General features: G+C 44.2%; 21 protein-coding genes and 1 rRNA gene. 13 read left to right on the plus strand and 9 right to left on the minus strand.

From position 1 onward, the window contains the following. The 3 genes from O8C65_06390 to O8C65_06400 all read left to right on the plus strand — a co-directional run. Nucleotides 1-209 (plus strand): hypothetical protein (locus O8C65_06390; GenBank protein MCZ7356545.1); only part of this gene is annotated, 209 nt, incomplete at its 5' end. A gap of 104 nt (nucleotides 210-313) precedes the next feature. After that, nucleotides 314-802 (plus strand): hypothetical protein, encoded by a 489-nt coding sequence (locus O8C65_06395; protein ID MCZ7356546.1) that lies wholly within the window; start codon nucleotides 314-316, stop codon nucleotides 800-802. A gap of 44 nt (nucleotides 803-846) precedes the next feature. Further along, nucleotides 847-1326 (plus strand): hypothetical protein, encoded by a 480-nt coding sequence (locus O8C65_06400; GenBank protein MCZ7356547.1) that lies wholly within the window; start codon nucleotides 847-849, stop codon nucleotides 1324-1326. Between the two features lie 231 nt (nucleotides 1327-1557). Here O8C65_06400 and O8C65_06405 read toward each other — a convergent pair whose 3' ends face one another. From O8C65_06405 to O8C65_06435, 7 genes are all read right to left on the minus strand, one after another. Continuing rightward, nucleotides 1558-2373, minus strand: coding sequence for a cytochrome b/b6 domain-containing protein (locus tag O8C65_06405; protein ID MCZ7356548.1), 816 nt, complete (start codon nucleotides 2371-2373; stop codon nucleotides 1558-1560). Nucleotide 2374: 1 nt separating this feature from the next. Next, a complete protein-coding gene (locus O8C65_06410) occupies nucleotides 2375-3241 on the minus strand; it encodes a NapC/NirT family cytochrome c (GenBank protein MCZ7356549.1) in 867 nt (288 codons plus the stop codon). 28 nt (nucleotides 3242-3269) lie between these two features. Then, on the minus strand, nucleotides 3270-3575 hold the full coding sequence (locus tag O8C65_06415; protein ID MCZ7356550.1) for a hypothetical protein: 306 nt from the start codon (nucleotides 3573-3575) through the stop codon (nucleotides 3270-3272). Between the two features lie 2 nt (nucleotides 3576-3577). Continuing rightward, nucleotides 3578-3757 (minus strand): hypothetical protein, encoded by a 180-nt coding sequence (locus tag O8C65_06420; GenBank protein MCZ7356551.1) that lies wholly within the window; start codon nucleotides 3755-3757, stop codon nucleotides 3578-3580. A gap of 560 nt (nucleotides 3758-4317) precedes the next feature. After that, the gene (hdrB, locus tag O8C65_06425; GenBank protein MCZ7356552.1) at nucleotides 4318-5226 is read right to left on the minus strand and encodes a CoB--CoM heterodisulfide reductase subunit B; all 909 of its coding nucleotides are present in this window, start codon (nucleotides 5224-5226) and stop codon (nucleotides 4318-4320) included. Continuing rightward, nucleotides 5223-5720: a CoB--CoM heterodisulfide reductase subunit C gene (gene hdrC, locus O8C65_06430; GenBank protein ID MCZ7356553.1), complete on the minus strand. Its 498-nt coding sequence runs from the start codon at nucleotides 5718-5720 to the stop codon at nucleotides 5223-5225. Before hdrC ends, hdrB begins: the two co-directional genes overlap by 4 nt. A 294-nt stretch (nucleotides 5721-6014) precedes the next feature. Then, a complete protein-coding gene (locus tag O8C65_06435; GenBank protein ID MCZ7356554.1) occupies nucleotides 6015-6614 on the minus strand; it encodes a hypothetical protein in 600 nt (199 codons plus the stop codon). A gap of 624 nt (nucleotides 6615-7238) precedes the next feature. Here O8C65_06435 and O8C65_06440 point away from each other — a divergent pair. The 4 genes from O8C65_06440 to O8C65_06455 all read left to right on the plus strand — a co-directional run bounded on the left by O8C65_06440 (nucleotide 7239) and on the right by O8C65_06455 (nucleotide 10614). Beyond that, the gene (locus tag O8C65_06440) at nucleotides 7239-7889 is read left to right on the plus strand and encodes a DUF115 domain-containing protein (GenBank protein MCZ7356555.1); all 651 of its coding nucleotides are present in this window, start codon (nucleotides 7239-7241) and stop codon (nucleotides 7887-7889) included. A gap of 93 nt (nucleotides 7890-7982) precedes the next feature. Beyond that, complete coding sequence (locus tag O8C65_06445; GenBank protein MCZ7356556.1) at nucleotides 7983-9119, plus strand: DUF1646 family protein; 1137 nt, start codon at nucleotides 7983-7985, stop codon at nucleotides 9117-9119. A 231-nt stretch (nucleotides 9120-9350) separates the two neighbouring features. Beyond that, on the plus strand, nucleotides 9351-9623 hold the full coding sequence (locus O8C65_06450; GenBank protein ID MCZ7356557.1) for a thioredoxin domain-containing protein: 273 nt from the start codon (nucleotides 9351-9353) through the stop codon (nucleotides 9621-9623). Nucleotides 9624-9633: 10 nt separating this feature from the next. Beyond that, nucleotides 9634-10614 carry an MBL fold metallo-hydrolase gene (locus O8C65_06455; protein MCZ7356558.1) on the plus strand — a complete coding sequence of 327 codons (981 nt, stop codon included), beginning with the start codon at nucleotides 9634-9636 and terminating at the stop codon, nucleotides 10612-10614. A 141-nt stretch (nucleotides 10615-10755) separates the two neighbouring features. On the opposite strand, the gene O8C65_06460 is transcribed toward O8C65_06455, so the two are convergent. Further along, nucleotides 10756-11334 (minus strand): Lrp/AsnC family transcriptional regulator, encoded by a 579-nt coding sequence (locus tag O8C65_06460; protein MCZ7356559.1) that lies wholly within the window; start codon nucleotides 11332-11334, stop codon nucleotides 10756-10758. Between the two features lie 117 nt (nucleotides 11335-11451). Here O8C65_06460 and O8C65_06465 point away from each other — a divergent pair, with 117 nt between their 5' ends. Both O8C65_06465 and O8C65_06470 read left to right on the plus strand, forming a co-directional pair. Further along, a complete protein-coding gene (locus tag O8C65_06465; protein MCZ7356560.1) occupies nucleotides 11452-12171 on the plus strand; it encodes a 4Fe-4S binding protein in 720 nt (239 codons plus the stop codon). Nucleotides 12172-12175: 4 nt separating this feature from the next. After that, entirely contained in the window at nucleotides 12176-12502 is a 327-nt protein-coding gene (locus tag O8C65_06470) for a DUF1894 domain-containing protein (GenBank protein MCZ7356561.1), read from the plus strand. A 70-nt stretch (nucleotides 12503-12572) separates the two neighbouring features. Here the strand turns inward: O8C65_06470 and O8C65_06475 are convergent, their stop codons facing one another. Next, a complete protein-coding gene (locus O8C65_06475) occupies nucleotides 12573-12761 on the minus strand; it encodes a hypothetical protein (GenBank protein ID MCZ7356562.1) in 189 nt (62 codons plus the stop codon). A 253-nt stretch (nucleotides 12762-13014) separates the two neighbouring features. Here O8C65_06475 and O8C65_06480 point away from each other — a divergent pair, with 253 nt between their 5' ends. The 4 genes from O8C65_06480 to O8C65_06495 all read left to right on the plus strand — a co-directional run. Further along, complete coding sequence (locus O8C65_06480) at nucleotides 13015-13656, plus strand: 50S ribosomal protein L1 (protein MCZ7356563.1); 642 nt, start codon at nucleotides 13015-13017, stop codon at nucleotides 13654-13656. Then, nucleotides 13657-14685 carry a 50S ribosomal protein L10 gene (locus O8C65_06485; protein ID MCZ7356564.1) on the plus strand — a complete coding sequence of 343 codons (1029 nt, stop codon included), beginning with the start codon at nucleotides 13657-13659 and terminating at the stop codon, nucleotides 14683-14685. A 21-nt stretch (nucleotides 14686-14706) separates the two neighbouring features. Next, a complete protein-coding gene (gene rpl12p / locus O8C65_06490; protein MCZ7356565.1) occupies nucleotides 14707-15018 on the plus strand; it encodes a 50S ribosomal protein P1 in 312 nt (103 codons plus the stop codon). An 882-nt stretch (nucleotides 15019-15900) separates the two neighbouring features. Beyond that, nucleotides 15901-16828: ribosomal RNA gene (locus O8C65_06495) — 16S ribosomal RNA — on the plus strand; the annotation flags it as partial.

A 16828-nucleotide genomic window follows, 5' to 3' on the forward strand; every position in this document is an offset into this window, starting at 1 on the left:
ATAAAGCTCATAGTTGTCATGTATTATATGACAACAAAGCATATATATTTTTTGGTCGAAATTCTAATAAAAAGGTTACTGCCTTAGGAAAAATAATTTTTCTTAGATTTTGTTGTCAGAGGATAGGGGTAAAGTTGGGAGATTTATTGAGATTTTGGATATTGGCTAGTTATTTCTCTGTAAGCCCCAGGCATGAATACTTACTATGAATAAATGTAATTTTTCATACAGTATCTATGGATCTTTTAGATCAATGATTAGTTTCACTCTTCATACCCAATATTTTTACCCTTATATACCATGCTGAAATGCGATGAAGTTCTCAAGTTTCGGGACAACGATAAACTCTCAAGAGATCGTAAACTCAATTACCCGGCACGGGGCCCCGGTATTCCATACGTCCGAGATGCATATCAAGCCTTTCATATGCAGGGAGAGCGTTTGCAACCTTGCCGACATTATCGCCGTTTTCAAAAAAGATGAGAGATTCCATATCGTTGGTATTGAGATAAAGGAATGGAATAGCACAGTACATCCAAAACTTGCAGTGGAATACCTGGAAACATACAGGCAGACATGTGAATACTTCTATCTTGCAGCGAAACACTTCTCCAGTGGCACTCTTGAGGTGAAAGAAATAGGACTGCTTGACCTGACAGACATGAAAGTCGTTAAGGATCCTGCATATCTATTCCCGGATCCGGATTTCAGGGCAAATATGATGAAAAGGATAAAAAAACATTTCCAGGTTCTCCAGGATGTGGTGGATGATCCGTTCCAGAGGACGCTTTTAGAATTTTAGGTACTTATACGTCAAAATTATTTAAGTTAGAGTTGTTAAGGATTATGATGGATCATTCTTTAAAAACTGGACTCAGTTTTGGTATAACCTCGGGAATAATCACCACTCTTGGATTAATTGTGGGTTTGCATGCCGCAACTCCTACTAAACCGGTGATTATCGGAGGAATCCTGACGATAGCGATAGCAGATGCATTCTCCGATGCGCTGGGGATCCATATTTCTGAAGAATCTGAGAACAGACATACCGTCAGGGAGATATGGGTATCGACCTTTTCTACTTTTATGGCCAAATTCACCTTTGCACTGGCGTTTATCATTCCGATAGTCCTGCTTCCGCTCACAACCGCGATCATCGTGAGCATCGCCTGGGGATTATCTCTTCTCGGGATATTCAGCTATTACATTGCAAAACAGCAAAAAGCAAAACCCTGGAAAGCGGTCTTCGAACATCTGTTGATCGCATTGATTGTAATAGCTATTACGCATTATGCGGGTGACTGGATAGGGGCGACTTTCGGCTAAATCGCCCCAATTCCCACTCGCGCCCACCTTTCTCCCTTCATTTGTTGATCTAGTGTTCATCCCCTATGTAATCCGGGTGCTGTCGCAGCACAGGTATCCTGTTCACGGCCCAGCGGTAGTCAGGGCAGGTACGACCAGAGAGGATGAAGCTTCCCCCCTGGGGCCAGAAGGAACATCGCGCTTAGAGCGGACTGGTGGAGCGTTGAGAGCATCACGCCGCCAGCGCGCAAATTACAGAATATATGTCCTAACTGCCTCAACCAGTACCTGATATGAAATCCACAGCATCCAGATGGTGATTGCTAAGAAAAATATCGCGAAAAGTAACTTTGCAAACCCTGTAATCATCTTATTGCCTCCCCTGCTCTCAATTTTATTTACTGGAGCATTGATTACATAGTTCCCCATTACCTCTTCATATTCGAGAGGATGCTCATGGCGCAGTTCCTCTTCTGAAATAGTACCTGTTAACCAGGACATATTAGGGAATTTTTCCAGATGCTCATCATAGAAGTGTCCGATGAACACCGCAATGGAAGCAAGAACCGCCTCCCATGTGTGGAAAAGGTTAGCGACCTGGATGATACCTATGGGAAAGTACTGCATGGCCTCAAAGGGCTTCCACATCAATATCCCGGTAAAACCCATAACGACAGCTCCAAATCCTGCTCCGAAATATTCGAACTTCTGTTTCCATGTATATCTTCCGGATTTGGGACGCTCATCTGAATATCGTAAGGAATATCGAATCTGCTGCAGAAAGTTGCTAATATCATCCATATTAAATAATACGTCATAGCGTGGTTTCTCCAAAATATGGTAAACCACATGATATACGCTTACACCGATCATTATCAGGCCTGCACCATGGTGTATAAAGGTCCTGTTATCAAAACCACCCACAGATGAAATCATCCATTTAGACCACCATTCGTCAGGGAACATCAGGGGAAAACCCGTATAAGCCAGCAATATAAACGTTGAAAAAAATATTATATGCTCGATACGCTGGTTAAGAGTGAACCTCTTGAATTTAAACTCTGGCACCTCATTCCCTCCTTTTTATCTCGAACTTTGAATTAATATCAAGGGATATAAGCCCCAGTGTAAAGGCGACTTCAAACAGGATCATAAGTATGTAGAAATAGGTTACAAGTTTTTTAGCATCAATGGATAGTAAGTAAACAGACTGCCCTTCGTGAATCTTACCTCCATAAATCAGCTTACTTTGACCTGGGTGGCAGCCAGGTTTTCCACATGTAGAAGGAAGATTTGCTGGATATATTGACGATGTGGGATCGCTTTGATCTTTCGTATCATGGTTTTCATGACAATCCGGACATGTTGCAACCCCTTTTCCTCCTGAAATAAGTGCTTTATAGTGATATGAATTTTTATAGGTATCAAATCTATCCGTCTGAATCCCGTAGTACCATGCGCTCATCTTGGTCTGATTTTCATGACAACTCGCGCAGAGTTGAGGAACATTTCCTGAATAAGTCATGGATCCAGGGTTTTTGGAGGATAGAATATTATGGGTTCCGTGGCAATCTGTGCATGTAGGTGCTATTCCGTGTCCGTTTTCAAGCTCTTTCCAGTGTATGCTTTCTTTGTATAGTCTGGTCTCCTCACGATGGCATGTGGAGCATAAATCAGAGATATTAGTTCGTGTTGGTACACCTGTAAAATTTGTGCTCATGACGTTTACTGATATTGTGGACCCATTGACATGTATTTCCCCGCCGTGACAGTCAATACATGAAATATTTTTATTAAAGTGCACGCTTTCCATTAACTCATTCACCTGTTTGGAATGACAATGGAAACATGATACATCCTCGTTTTGCCCGGATACTACTTCGATCCCTGCCAGTATTAAGAGTCCTGCGATGAAAAATAAATCTAATCTGTTCATACTCAAGCCCGGAAAAATCCACTGGTTTCTATTTTATCACAGCGGTGTATTCTTCATGCAGGATTCTTTCTTTCTCTCTTTTGAGTTCTTCCTCCCTGCGGGCAATGGCTTTCATGGCCTCAGTTGGTTTTACAGTCACCGTAATCCTGTTCTTCCTATCCCTCATAGATACTACAAGCCCATAGACCAGAAGTACAACTGCAGCCACTGGAATAAGGAACAGCCATCCCATAACGAAAGCCATAAAAACTCCAGCTATCAAAGAAGTTGTATACTTTGCCCATCTGGGCATCTTCCATTTCTCCCTGTCAAATTTGTTCATGTCGTATTTCATACTCATTTCCTCCTTTTCTCAAAAAACAACTTATATATCAAAATCACTATCAGGATTAACGGGATGCCAGGAGACACCCACAAAACAAAAGCCATGAACGCCTCTGCCGGGTAATAATAAGCAGCTACCATAATTGCTACTGCTGCTGCCGCAGCTGCAACATATTTTATTCTTTTGGCCATGAATTGCTCCCCTATGGTACCTATAGTATTCGTATCATCACCTCGCAAAAATTATCCCGGATTTCCCCATATGGTCTATTATGTCTCTTATCGCAGCACTGAATTTGCCATTATGCCATACAATGTGAGGTTCCATTTTCTTGATACAATTATTATCAATGGAAATATGCCTTGTAACTATCATGTTCCACTACCCTGAGTTATGATGCTTGGACTCATCAGCCCGACCCTCATTTTTCCTATTTTATCCAAATATCCATTCGACCAAAGTCGACCTTTTTGAGGCTGACGGATTCCCTCTTGAAGTTTTTGAGCCTTTTTATCAGTAACCAATTTCAGATTCAAGCTTTTTATCCAAGCCCCATTATAATCTGGTTTGCTAACGTAAATAATTTGCTATTCGCGATTGAGCATTTGGGACGAAAGTCGGATTCTACACGGATATACGCAAACTTTATATATCATGTTCGCATATCATCGAAGCACAGTGGGCAGAAAAATAACTTTTTTAAAACCACCATCCAACCCAACCTGCCCACTAACCACTATTTTCATTTAAATTATATAACAGCAGGAAGTCTTTTTTGAGAAATCGCTATTTTCTCTTCAAAACCCGGGTCTTTTATTTCATTCAAATGCAGTCCGACTTCTTCCGGAGAATATCCAAGCGCCATGCCGAGCAACTGGCTATAATGAACAACGGGAATATTATAGGTCTCTCCCACAGCTTTTAGTTCGACCTGTCCGGCATCGTACTGCATATGGCAAAAGGGACATGCGTCCACGATGCAGTCCACGCCGGCCTTTTTTATCCTCTTGAGCTTGTATTCTGTCATTTTGATAGATGTTTCTGGCATAGCAGACCGGACACCTCCTCCTGCCCCGCAGCAGCTTGTCTTACCTTCATACCGGACACTTTCTGCGCCCGTTGCTTCTACAAGCTCATCGAAAAACACGGGACATTCAGCTTTCCCAAGCTTCCTGTCCCTTGTGGGTTTCAAGAGATGGCATCCGTAATGCACGGCTGCCCTGATCCCAAGGGGTTTCTCTATGGACTTTCCCAGGTTCTCAGGTCCAATATCCCTGTAGAGGAATTCGATTATGTGCCTGACCTCGATAGTGCCGCGGAATTCTTTTCCGATTTTTTTTAAATGTGCATTCACTTCGTTCCTCAGGGTTACATCGCTCTTCAGGATATCGTTGGCATCCATCAACGAACTGAAACACCCGTTGCATAATGTCAGGATGTCGGTATTTTTCGCTTCAGCCAGCACGAGGTTTCTCGATGCCAGAGTCAGCCACGTGACCCTGTCAAATGAACGAAATACGCCAGGGGCAGGGCAACATGCAGCTTCTTCGAGTTCGCTCCATTTGATCCCGAGCCTGTCCAGGACAAGCTTCGTGGCCTTTTCAATGCCGGGATAGCGATTGGGGATGAGACATCCCAGAAAAAGAGATAACTCCTTCATTCTTTTATCAGCTCATTGAATCCTGTCGATTCAAGAAGTTTCTTTATGTCCGTGAGGGCTTTTGGATACTTGTGGACAGTCTCAGGCAATCCCAGTCCTATTTTTTTTCGAACTGCGATGTGCTTGTCGTCTATTGGGATGGCTTGCCCTGTTTCGACTAAGAAATTGCATACCTTCCTGTGGGCAGGAAGTATATGCCCTTTTTTCACTGCATTGCTTCTCAAGATGAGTATCTCGTCTGTTATTTTTATCCCGCGAGGGCACCGTTCCTGGCAATTGTAGCAGGTGGTACACAACCAGAGATCAGGATCTGAAGATGTATCCTTCTTTACTGAATCCCTGACAATCCGCCTGACATTCAGGCTTGTATACCTGCCTGACGGGCAGCTGCCCGTGCAGGTACCGCACTGGAAACAGGTAAGTATCTTTGAAAATTCAGTCGAATATTTAGAGGTCAAAGGCTTATCTGAATTTTCAAACTCGGAATTTTTCATTGAGTGAATAATGTATATACTTATATATATTCTTTAGTCGAATGGGCACAATCCTAAATTCTGATTTTTACTTTTTCCGAAAAAGAAACCAGATGATCTGGTTACCAAAGCTCTTCAATGAGTCTCAATAGTTCAAGCGTCTGTCCTTCAGACAGTCTCTCGTACCAGATACCTAACGATTGTTGCTTCTTCAGGATATGAGGTAGGTGAGGAACGTTATTATGCCCACTGTAAGGGTGGCAAAAATGAGGGTTGCGGGATAGCCCTGCCAAAACCCTCACTCTTCCATTTTCTTCACACTCCCGGTATGAATAAAGCGTGTAGCGGATATACTTCTATAACTGGTTCTGTCTCCGTCATTTTTCCAATCACGGGCATAAGTCTTTCCCGGGTATAGTTATTAAAATCTTCTTCAGATTCCCATATATCACTAACTCTTATGCCTTTGTCATCGAATGTGACAATATGAAGCACTAACCCTTCAGGGACATCGCCTTCAAAATCTACTTGTTTTCTCCCCTCTTCATACATTTCTTTTGTAAATCCTTCCCATTTTAGGAGTAAAACTATGCGCGTATTCAGTCCTTCTCCTCTTCGCTCAGGAATGAATAAATTGTGCAGTGGATATACTTCTACATCCGGTTCCACATCTATCAATTCTTTGGTCACGGCCATTAGTCTATTTTGGACAAAGTCATTGAAGTCCCTCTCAGATTTCCATACATCCGTAACTCGTGCTCCTTTGTCGTCAAATGTAGCAATATGAAGTACTGCTCCTTTTGGGACTTCCCCTTCCCAGTTCACTTGTTCTCTCGCCTTTTCATAGAGTTCTTTTGTAACTCCTGTCCATTGCATAAGCATAACTATGCGTTTTTCTTCTGATCTCTTTGTCATATTTAACCTCCTCTTAATTTTTCATCACCGAGACTGCACGGATACATTTTCAACTTCTTCCACGTACAAATCAGGTTTTTCAGAAACACCAGCCCGTTCCATCGTCTTTCGCAAATCCTCAGACTTGGCGAATTTTTTCGCCTTTCTAATGCTTTCCCATTCAAAGAGGATCACAGTCTCATTTCGGTTATCAGCATTACGGAAGAGACGTCCCCTTTGGAACCGTTTGCGTTGCGGGTGGCAGCGTGCTCATCGAACACAGTTTTCCACTTGGAATAGTCTTTGACTTCATGACGTACAAGCTTAAGTGCCCTAATTTATACTCCCAAACTAATACAGGATTCTTTTGTACTTAAGCATTTCTTCTAATTCAGTATCTCCAGGAGAATAGTTGTGTTACTATTATAATAATCCAAAAACGAGTAAGACTCAGGTAATGACGGAGGCATGTTATAATTAATAAAACTGATGCAAACTTTAATCATGCAAAATCTCTTGGCATTATTTCGGTACGGGCTTATTATCATCAAAGCATAATACACTCGAACGTGTTTATTGATCGTTTTCATTAGCCTTAAAAAAAGAAAGATTGAAATCATTAGACTGCGGGTTCAGTATGTTAAAATGAATTTTAAAGAATGGGAACCAATTTACAAAGAAATACTCTGCGATTTCGGATGGAGACGTGAGAGTGATGAACAAGCTGCCAGGTTATTGTCAAGACTGCTTTCAGGGAAATCCATTGATATAACCGAGCTAAGGGATAGAATTAAAGGAAAAGATGTTCTTGTATGCGGTAACGCGCCCACTCTTTCGCAGGACCTTGAAAAAACCGATGTGAAGCGATACATGATAATAGCGGCGGACGGCGCAACAAGTACGCTTCTGGAAAAAGGCATTGTACCCGATATAATCGTCACTGACCTTGATGGCGATATACCGGATGAGATTGAAGCCAGCAGGAGAGGTGCGATAATGGTAGTCCATGCACACGGAGATAATATAGATAAGCTGAATATTGTAAAGGAATTGAGTAATGTCATAGGAACAACCCAATCAAAGCCTCTTTCAAACATATACAATTTTGGCGGGTTCAGCGACGGGGACAGATGCGTTTTTCTCGCACATGCGTTCGGAGCAAGAAATATCACTCTTATCGGCTTTTATTTTGAGGATGAGAACGTGACGGAGATGAAAAAGAAAAAACTCAGGTGGGCGCGCAAGCTGATCGGGATGATACCGGGTGTAATCAATCGCAGTTCAGTCGCCGATTAAACCACAAATTATAAAAGAGACTGTGTTAAATAGGGAAAAGTTTCCAGACGTTATGGTAGTCTGGAATCAAATTACCATAGGAGGAAGAAAGTAATGGCACTGGATATAGGAATTTCAATAGGGCTTTTTCTAATATTCCTGGTCGTATTGATCGGGCCGTTCAAGATTAAGATCATCGAACAGAATCTGGAAGTATTCCTGTTCATATGCGGCGTATTCGCGCTGACAATTGCCGGTTTCGTTGTAGGTCTGGAGTTTAAGGGAGTACCTATAGAAACAGGATGGAGCTGGGCAATCGTCAAAGAAGGATTAACCGCCCCCCTCAAGATCGCAGAAGTCTATGGTATCCCAATAGGGATCGTGCAGATAGTTCTGGTCGTGGGATTGATAATCTACAAGTGGCACGGGCCTATCCACAGTGGAATCAGGAGAATGACCGAGGCGCTTTCCTTGAAGGTCATGGCTTTCATCCTGATCGCGGTCCTTGGTCTTGTTTCCAGTGTGATTTCCGCTATTCTTGCCGCCATAATTCTTGTAGAGATGGCAAACGCGATGCCGCTTTCCAGGAAATCAAAAGTGGATCTCGTGGTCATAGCATGCTTTTCCATCGGTCTTGGTGCAGCGCTCACACCTCTTGGGGAGCCGCTTTCAACTATTGCGATCTCTAAACTCTCAGGTCCACCTTACTATGCAGGATTCGATTATCTGATAAATCTGCTCGGGAAATACATTGTCCCAGGTATCATCGCTTACGGAATTGTCGGGATGTTCTTCCTGGGGAAAGTAGACCCAAAGGATCAGGGCCTGAAGGGAGAAGACTACAAAGAGACACTAAAAGATGTCATTATGAGAGCCGTCAAGGTCTATGTTTTCATTATGGCGCTCGTTTTTCTTGGTGATGGATTCAAACCTCTTATCATTACATACTTTACGCAAGTGCCCTCAGAGGCTCTCTACTGGGTCAATATGGTTTCGGCTATCCTCGATAATGCAACGCTGACAGCAGCAGAGATAGGGCCGTCACTATCTCAGATTCAGATAGAGGCAGCGCTCATGGGACTTTTGATCGCAGGTGGTATGCTGATACCTGGAAATATCCCGAACATAATCTCAGCCGGAAAACTTGGGATCACAAGCAAAGAATGGGCAAGACTTGGAGTGCCACTCGGGCTTGTAACGATGGCAGTATATTTCGTCATCATCTTCGTTCCGGGTTATTTCGTAAAATGAGTATGCGGCAAAGAACCAAAAAAGTCGGGGCACGGCCAACATGTCCCGTCTTTTCTTTTTCCTTTTTTCTATTACTTTGCTTTTAGCAATATAGTGCTTTATTGTTAAGAGGCAAATATTTTAAACCATAACATTATACTTAGGTATGATAGCAGGTTCGCAGGAGAAAAAAAGGGAAAAACCCTGAAAGAAAAATGTAAATTGGAGTCTGCTGTCTAAGGAGGAAATCAAATGAGTAAAGTTGTTCTAATGGATTTTTACGCTGAATGGTGCGGGCCATGTAAGATGCAAGACCCCATTAATGAAGAGATAAAGAAGAAATTTGGGGACAAGATCGAGATTAAAAAGATCGACGTAGATACAAACTATGAACTTGCCTCTAAATTCACGGTTCATGCAGTACCTACGCTGGTAATCGAGAAAGATGGCGCTGTTTTCAAGCGATACACAGGTGTGACCCGTGCGAACGTGCTGGAAGCCGATCTGAACGCTGCCCTGAAATAACGGGGTTTGCTTGAAACCTTTAATTGACCTTGGCGTACTGCCTATCAGGCACAAGACCAATAGAGGATTCAAGCCCCACGTTTCATTGACTTTTAATCGGGAGAAAAGGATTGCTTTTGCAATAGACACCACGAACTCTCGCTTGGTTCAGCCCGATGCCTACCTGATCACCCATGCCCATTCGGACCATTATGGGAAATCTGCAATGCTCTCTGAAAGAGCGGTATGCTCAGAAGAGACCGCCCGCGCCCTTGAGATCCTTTATGGCAAGAAATACGCAGGTCAGACCTTTAAGCTTGGCGAGACTATAAACGTCTGCGGGGTCGACGTGACTACCTATCCAACCCATCATACCATCGGTTCCACGGCCTTTTGCTGGCAAAACGAGGTCGGGACACGGATCCTTGTCACAGGAGATGTGAAAGATGCGAATGACCTGCCCGAATGTGATTGCCTGGTCACCGAAGCCAACTACGGGGATCCCGGGGACCCCAATTGTCATTTCCAGGATGACATCAGCTCATTCAGGGAAGCGGTCGAAACTTATGATGATATAGCTTTCGGCGCTTACGCTTTCGGGAAAGCACAGCGTGCCGTCAAGCTTCTGCGCGAGTCGGGTTACACCGGGGATATAGGCATGGATCCTGTATCGCTTGCTCTTACCAGAGGCCTGATGCAGGACATAGGGCATGTTGTGGATCTTGAGAGCGACTGCGGGATCCGCATAACCACGCCTGCTGAAATCCCATGGATCAGTGCCGCAAAGAAATTCATACTGACCGGAAGGCGTGATTACAGGATCCCAACGATAAACATCAGCGATCACATGGATGTTAACGGCTTGGTCGGAATGGTGCACCAGTGCGCCCCTGAAGCGGTAATCGTGTACCACCCGGCCGGTCACAGGCCGCTCAAGCTATCAGCTCATCTGAATAAATCAGGGATATACGCACGTGCACTTGAAGAGATAAATACCTGTATAGAAATATAATTCTGGATGAGTAATCTGTAAGCAAGATTCATGAGTCAAGCTTCACTTTGAGCTAGTTCAGTCCTGGAAAATTTGAAATTTTAAAAATTTACAATTCTCGATATCATTTTCCTTGAAGATCTGCTGATAATATTAGTTAAATCATTTCCATATTTTCCCATTATAACTATTCGTAACAGGGCACCCAAGGCACCTATTTGAGATATGATGTGTACACTCCTTGCAGTTGCACCCGTTGCCGCAGGGCGGCGTGTCGCTGAAATCAAAGCTCATCTTCAACGGCATGATCAGGTCCTTCATGGGTGTTATCACGATGCTGACCTCAGCGCTCATGACAAGTGGATTGTTTCTCAGGTGCCCGTCCACGATAGCTTCGAGCGTGGCAATGTCCTCGCCAACGAAAAATAGGCACAGATTATGCTTCCCAGAAACGATAAGGCCATTCAGGAAATAAGGACAATCCTTGAAAATATCAAGGACGGATGACGTGTTACTTGCTATCACGTCCACCTTTGCCATGTAAAGGTTCACTTTTTTCAGGTTCATGCCCACAACGTGCGCCAGCGCACCTTTTTGCTTGAGTTTGTGTATCCTGGCGCTGACAGATGGCTGGGAGATATTGAGTTTTTCAGCTATATCTTTCTGTGATATTTCAGGGTTTTTCTCGAGCAGGGATAGAACTTCCCTGTCCCTTTTGTCAAGATCAAGAAATTCTCGCATATAATCCTGAATTCTCAGGAATGTATAAATATCTTACCTATATCTTAAAATTTATTTCCTCAATAATGCTATAAATTACAACCAATAGATTTATAAATTATCAAAGACAATCAATGCATGAAAAATATGAAGAGAAAAATCGTATCTATAGATGAGGAGAAGTGTAACGGCTGCGGCCTATGTGTCCCAAACTGTGCCGAAGGGGCGATAAAGATCATTGATGGAAAGGCAAAACTCGTGGATGACATGTTCTGCGATGGCCTGGGGGCATGTCTCGGGCACTGCCCGCAGGACGCAATTACAGTAATTGAAAGGGATGCACCCGAATTCAATGAGGAAGCTGTGAGAGAACATCTGGGCACAGTGGCAAAAAAACCTGTTATGGTTTCGCATGCTCAACATTCATGCCCGGGAAGTATGGCAATGGACTTCAGGAGCGAGAAAAAAGCAGCAGGTGGCTCCGGGAGGCAGACCGGGCAATTGAGACAGTGGCCCGTGCAATTAACCCTTGTTTCCCCGGAGGCGCCATATTTTGGGGACTCGGAACTTCTCGTGGCGGCAGACTGCGTCCCATTCGCTTACCCGAATTTCCATACGGACTTCCTTGCAGGAAAATCACTGGTCATAGGCTGTCCGAAACTTGATGATGCGGAATATTATGCAGATAAGCTCACAGAGATACTTAAGAAAAACAATGTTAAAAGTATCACGCTTGCCAATATGGAAGTGCCCTGCTGTTTTGGATTGCAGAGTATAGTTGAAGAGGCTGTGAAGAGATCCGGGAAGGTTCTTCCGATCCGCCAGACAGTAATAACAATAAGAGGAGAGAAACAATAGGGCAATGGGCTGCGTTGATGAACTAGAATATGAGGTATTGCTTGCGAGCAGTACAATTGCGGAATGTGCGGATTACATAAAGAAGAACTTTAAAGAAATATATTATGTGCATCAGGGCTATAAGATTTTCAATACTTACTTGATAGGTAGCAACCCGATCCCTGTTGCTGTAGACGATGATCACGTCATCATGCCTTATGTTAAGCCATGCCAGGGAAGTTTTGTCTTGAGGATAAAAGGAAAAGATGAAGTTGAGAGGCTTAGGGCAGGAAGAGATAATCCGTATTATACCAGTTTAAATCATCTCAAACCCGGCCAATCCCACAGTTGAAGATAGGAGTTACACATGTTCTGGCGGAAAACTATCTTATTCGTGAATGTATCTATTCTTGATTTCAGTTTTAATATTTATACCTTAAAGGGACCCTCGAGATGACTCTGTTTTCTGGAACCTTGTAAGCCCATCTACAGAAACCATTTACATAGAGCGTAGCTTCGTTTCTACCGTTTTCAACAAATTGGACATTTCCTTCCTGCACTTCGCCGGATTCAAGTTTAAATCTTACATTATCTCCAATAGAGCATTTCATAAGTTCACCCCACTAATCTGAACACGATTGCCATTGGTGCGAGCCTATAAAAACTTTTTGTTTTTTTATGGAGCCGGCAATTCTATACCGATACAAACCCGTGTTCTCAATATTATAAGAATTATATCGCCACGTGCATACCATTTACATATGCTATCTCAACCGATAGTTTAAAGTACTATATAGTTGAAAAGAGTACCTCCCTATCATCCGTAGGAGACATTGATAGTCGACTACTACGGGAGGAATCTTATTGGAACATGAAACGATAGTAACAGCTGTGAAACAGGCATTAGAAAAAGCTCCACAGCGTAAATTTTCAGAAAGTATTGACCTGGCGATCAATCTTAAAAATCTTGATATGAACCAGCCGCAGAACAGGTTCGACGAAGAGATCATCCTGCCGCACGGCGTGGGTAAACCGATCAAGATCGCGGTATTTGCAAAAGGTGAGACCGCCCAGAGGGCAAAAGCGGCAGGTGCTGATTATGTTTTTGATCCTGAGGAAATCAATGTGCTCGGAGAAGACAAAGCAAGGGCAAAAACCCTTGCCGAAGAAGTCAATTTTTTTATCTCAGAGTCGGCATACATGCCAATAATTGGTAAAACCCTTGGTCAGGTACTCGGTCCCAGGGGAAAAATGCCCATACCCCTGACCCCGGATAAGGATATTGTCCAGATAATCAACAAGTCAAAGAACTCAATTAAGGTGAGATCCAAGGATAAGATGACATTCCACATCTCGATCGGAAGAAAGGAAATGGACCCGGTGAAGGTATCGGAGAATGTCGAGGCTATAATAAATCGTATAGAGCACAAGTACGAACGCGGCCTATATAATGTTAAATCGGTGTATGTTAAAACGACCATGGGGCCATCAGTGAGGGTGATTTAAATGGCGGCAGAACTAAAACACCACAGTATCCATATCCCTCAATGGAAAAAAGATGAAGTTGAGACTATAAAGAAGCTGCTAACAAATTATTCTTCCACAGGCATTGTCGGGGTCCATGGCATTCCTTCAAGCCAGCTTCAAATAATGCGAAAGAACCTTCGCGGTATGGCTGATATAAAGATGTGCAGGAATTCGCTCATTTTCCGTGCCCTGGACGAATCCGCGGATAATATAAAACAGATAGAAAAATATGTGGATTCCCAGACCGCTTTATTATTCACGAATGAGAATCCTTTTAAACTTTATAAGATACTGCAAAAAGGGAAGACCGAGGCCCCCATTAAAGCAGGCGGTATCGCACCAAAGGATATAATTGTGCAGAAAGGCCCGACCTCATTCCCGCCAGGGCCGATCGTGGGAGAATTGCAGGGTGCTGGAATACCTGCAGGGATAGAAGGCGGGAAGGTCGTGATCCGAGAGACGAAGACCGTAGCCAGACAGGGTGATGTAGTAGATGCCAAACTTGCATCCATCCTTTCACGTCTCGGTATTCGTCCAGTCGAACTTGGGCTTGACCTTCGTGCGGTATACGAGAAAGGCATGGTATACGAGTCGATATTGTTGGCTGTGGATGAGACAAAATACAGAAGCGATCTGACGCTTGCGGTGCAGCGGGCGTTCAACCTGTCCATTAATTCAGCATATCCGGCAAAAGCCACGATCAGCACACTGCTTACCAAAGCGGCCTCTCAGTCGAGGAATCTTGCTATCAATGCAGAGATAATAATGCCTGATATCATCGATGTACTGCTTGCAAAAGGTAATTTACAGATGCTATCCCTTGCGAAGATCGCATCTGTTAAAGATGCAAATGCAGTCAGTGCCAGGCTAAAGGAAAAGCTTGCTGCAGCACCCAGGGAAGAAAAGAAGCCCGAGGCAGCGGCTCCCAAGGAAGCCAAGGAAGAGAAGAAAAAGGAAGAACACAAGGAATCAGATATTGCAGCGGGCCTGGGCTCGCTGTTCGGTTAAGCTAAATAAAAGGTGATTAAAATGGAATACGTATATGCAGCGCTATTATTACACAGCGCAGGAAAGAAAGTAACAGATGAAGCAATTACTGCCGTGATAAAGGCAGCAGGTATGGAAGTCGATGCAGTGAGAGCCAAAGCTCTTGTTTCCGCTCTTGAAGGTGTCAATATCGAGGAAGCCATCTCAAAGGCGGCTTTCGCGGCACCAGCAGCAGCGGCTCCGGCGGCAGCGGCTCCAGCGGCAGCAGAAGCTCCAAAGAAAGAAGAAAATCCAAAAGAGAAAGAGAAAGCTGAAGAAAGCGGAATGGAAGGACTCGGCGCCCTTTTCGGGTGAGTTCTTACATTCTCATTTTTTATTATTTTCTTTTTTGTTTATTCTGCACCAGTTCTCAACCTGGTTTTTACTGTGATCTGATTTGATTTATTGGGTGCGTTTACGCGTACCCACTCCCTTCCCTGCAGGGTATCTCTTCCGCTTCCACCGAATTCCAGTCATTAGGGCGAAAGGGCGAATGGTCTTGATGATAGATTTTGCAGGGCTGCCAGGGATAATATTAATCGATAGAATACATATCTTTCTACTCTTCTCATTATTTTTGCGCCATCAATTATTTTCATAAGCTAGCGACCCACACGAATCCATTCGGAATCTATTGGTTTGGGTTAAAATATTTATCAGATATTTTGACTATTCAAACTTTCAAAAACCCCACCCGCAACTCTTATATACGTGGGAGTTGTAGTTGGGGAAGCCCGGCAACTACGTTGCCAGGACATATGTAATACCGGAAAAACAGAATTCGTTCTGTTTTTAACACTGAAAAAAATAATGAACTCGTGTATAAAATCGTATACGAGGGAAAGTGTTAAATACGGTGGATTACATACATAGAACTTCCTGCGTGGTAAAACACGAAGGAGTTGTGTTGCAAAATACAACGATTCTTTATCACCACCTTATTCATGGTTAATATTTGGCGTCGGCCCTGATTGTAGGTAAAACCTGAATGTGACGGGCTGCCTTCCGACCATGATACATTAAATGGAGACAAGAACGCAGTTTCTCGTCTGACATTGGCGTGACAGTTCGGTTAATTCCAATCGACAGAGAGGAATTAACAAGGAACTATTGTACCTTATATAATAGTTCCTCCTAAAATTCCGATAGTTTAAACAATACTTCAACGTGTGCAGATATCAACGAGATATCAAATCAATTCTGGTTGATCCTGCCAGAGGTTACTGCTATCGGGGTCCGACTAAGCCATGCGAGTCGAGAGGGTAAAGCCCTCGGCGCAATGCTCAGTAACACGCGGATAACCTGCCCTTGGGTCCGGGATAACCCCGGGAAACTGGGACTAATACCGGATAGATCAAAGATACTGGAATGTTCTTTGGTCCAAAACTCCGGTGCCCAAGGATGGGTCTGCGGCCTATCAGGTAGTAGTGGGTGTAACGTACCTACTAGCCTACGACGGGTAAGGGTTGTGAGAGCAAGATCCCTGAGATGGATTCTGAGACATGAATCCAGGCCCTACGGGGTGCAGCAGGCGCGAAACCTTTACACTGCGGGAAACCGCGATAAGGGGACCCCGAGTGCCAGCACCTAGTGCTGGCTGTCCTGCTGTCTAAACAACAGTGGTTAGCAAGGGCCGGGCAAGACCGGTGCCAGCCGCCGCGGTAACACCGGCGGCCCGAGTGGTAGCCGCTATTATTGGGTTTAAAGGGTCCGTAGCCGGCCTATTAAGTCTCTTGGGAAATCTGGCGGCTTAATCGTCAGGCGGCCAAGAGATACTGGTAGGCTTGGGACCGGGAGAGATGGGAGGTACTCCAGGGGTAGGGGTGAAATCTTGTAATCCTTGGGGGACCACCGATGGCGAAGGCATCCCATCAGAACGGGTCCGACGGTGAGGGACGAAAGCTGGGGGCACGAACCGGATTAGATACCCGGGTAGTCCCAGCTGTAAACGATGCTCGCTAGGTGTCAGGTGCGGTGCGACCGCATCTGGTGCCGCAGTGAAAACTTGAAGCGAGTCACCTGGGAAGTACGGTCGCAAGGCTGAAACTTAAAGGAATTGGCGGGGGAGCACTACAACGGGTGGAGCCTGCGGTTCAATTGGATTCAACGCCGGAAAGCTTACCGG

Origin of the sequence: Candidatus Methanoperedens sp., assembly GCA_027460535.1 — an archaeon.
Lineage (GTDB): Archaea > Halobacteriota > Methanosarcinia > Methanosarcinales > Methanoperedenaceae > Methanoperedens.

Coding starts and splice junctions, on each gene's coding strand:
- O8C65_06395 (MCZ7356546.1), top strand. CDS start 314: ATGAAGTTCTCAAGTTTCGGGACAACGATAAACTCTCAAGAGATCGTA.
- O8C65_06400 (MCZ7356547.1), top strand. CDS start 847: ATGATGGATCATTCTTTAAAAACTGGACTCAGTTTTGGTATAACCTCG.
- O8C65_06410 (MCZ7356549.1), bottom strand. CDS start 3,241: ATGAACAGATTAGATTTATTTTTCATCGCAGGACTCTTAATACTGGCA.
- O8C65_06415 (MCZ7356550.1), bottom strand. CDS start 3,575: ATGAAATACGACATGAACAAATTTGACAGGGAGAAATGGAAGATGCCC.
- O8C65_06420 (MCZ7356551.1), bottom strand. CDS start 3,757: ATGGCCAAAAGAATAAAATATGTTGCAGCTGCGGCAGCAGCAGTAGCA.
- hdrB (MCZ7356552.1), bottom strand. CDS start 5,226: ATGAAGGAGTTATCTCTTTTTCTGGGATGTCTCATCCCCAATCGCTAT.
- hdrC (MCZ7356553.1), bottom strand. CDS start 5,720: ATGAAAAATTCCGAGTTTGAAAATTCAGATAAGCCTTTGACCTCTAAA.
- O8C65_06435 (MCZ7356554.1), bottom strand. CDS start 6,614: ATGACAAAGAGATCAGAAGAAAAACGCATAGTTATGCTTATGCAATGG.
- O8C65_06440 (MCZ7356555.1), top strand. CDS start 7,239: ATGAATTTTAAAGAATGGGAACCAATTTACAAAGAAATACTCTGCGAT.
- O8C65_06445 (MCZ7356556.1), top strand. CDS start 7,983: ATGGCACTGGATATAGGAATTTCAATAGGGCTTTTTCTAATATTCCTG.
- O8C65_06450 (MCZ7356557.1), top strand. CDS start 9,351: ATGAGTAAAGTTGTTCTAATGGATTTTTACGCTGAATGGTGCGGGCCA.
- O8C65_06460 (MCZ7356559.1), bottom strand. CDS start 11,334: ATGCGAGAATTTCTTGATCTTGACAAAAGGGACAGGGAAGTTCTATCC.
- O8C65_06465 (MCZ7356560.1), top strand. CDS start 11,452: ATGAAAAATATGAAGAGAAAAATCGTATCTATAGATGAGGAGAAGTGT.
- O8C65_06470 (MCZ7356561.1), top strand. CDS start 12,176: ATGGGCTGCGTTGATGAACTAGAATATGAGGTATTGCTTGCGAGCAGT.
- O8C65_06475 (MCZ7356562.1), bottom strand. CDS start 12,761: ATGAAATGCTCTATTGGAGATAATGTAAGATTTAAACTTGAATCCGGC.
- O8C65_06485 (MCZ7356564.1), top strand. CDS start 13,657: ATGGCGGCAGAACTAAAACACCACAGTATCCATATCCCTCAATGGAAA.
- rpl12p (MCZ7356565.1), top strand. CDS start 14,707: ATGGAATACGTATATGCAGCGCTATTATTACACAGCGCAGGAAAGAAA.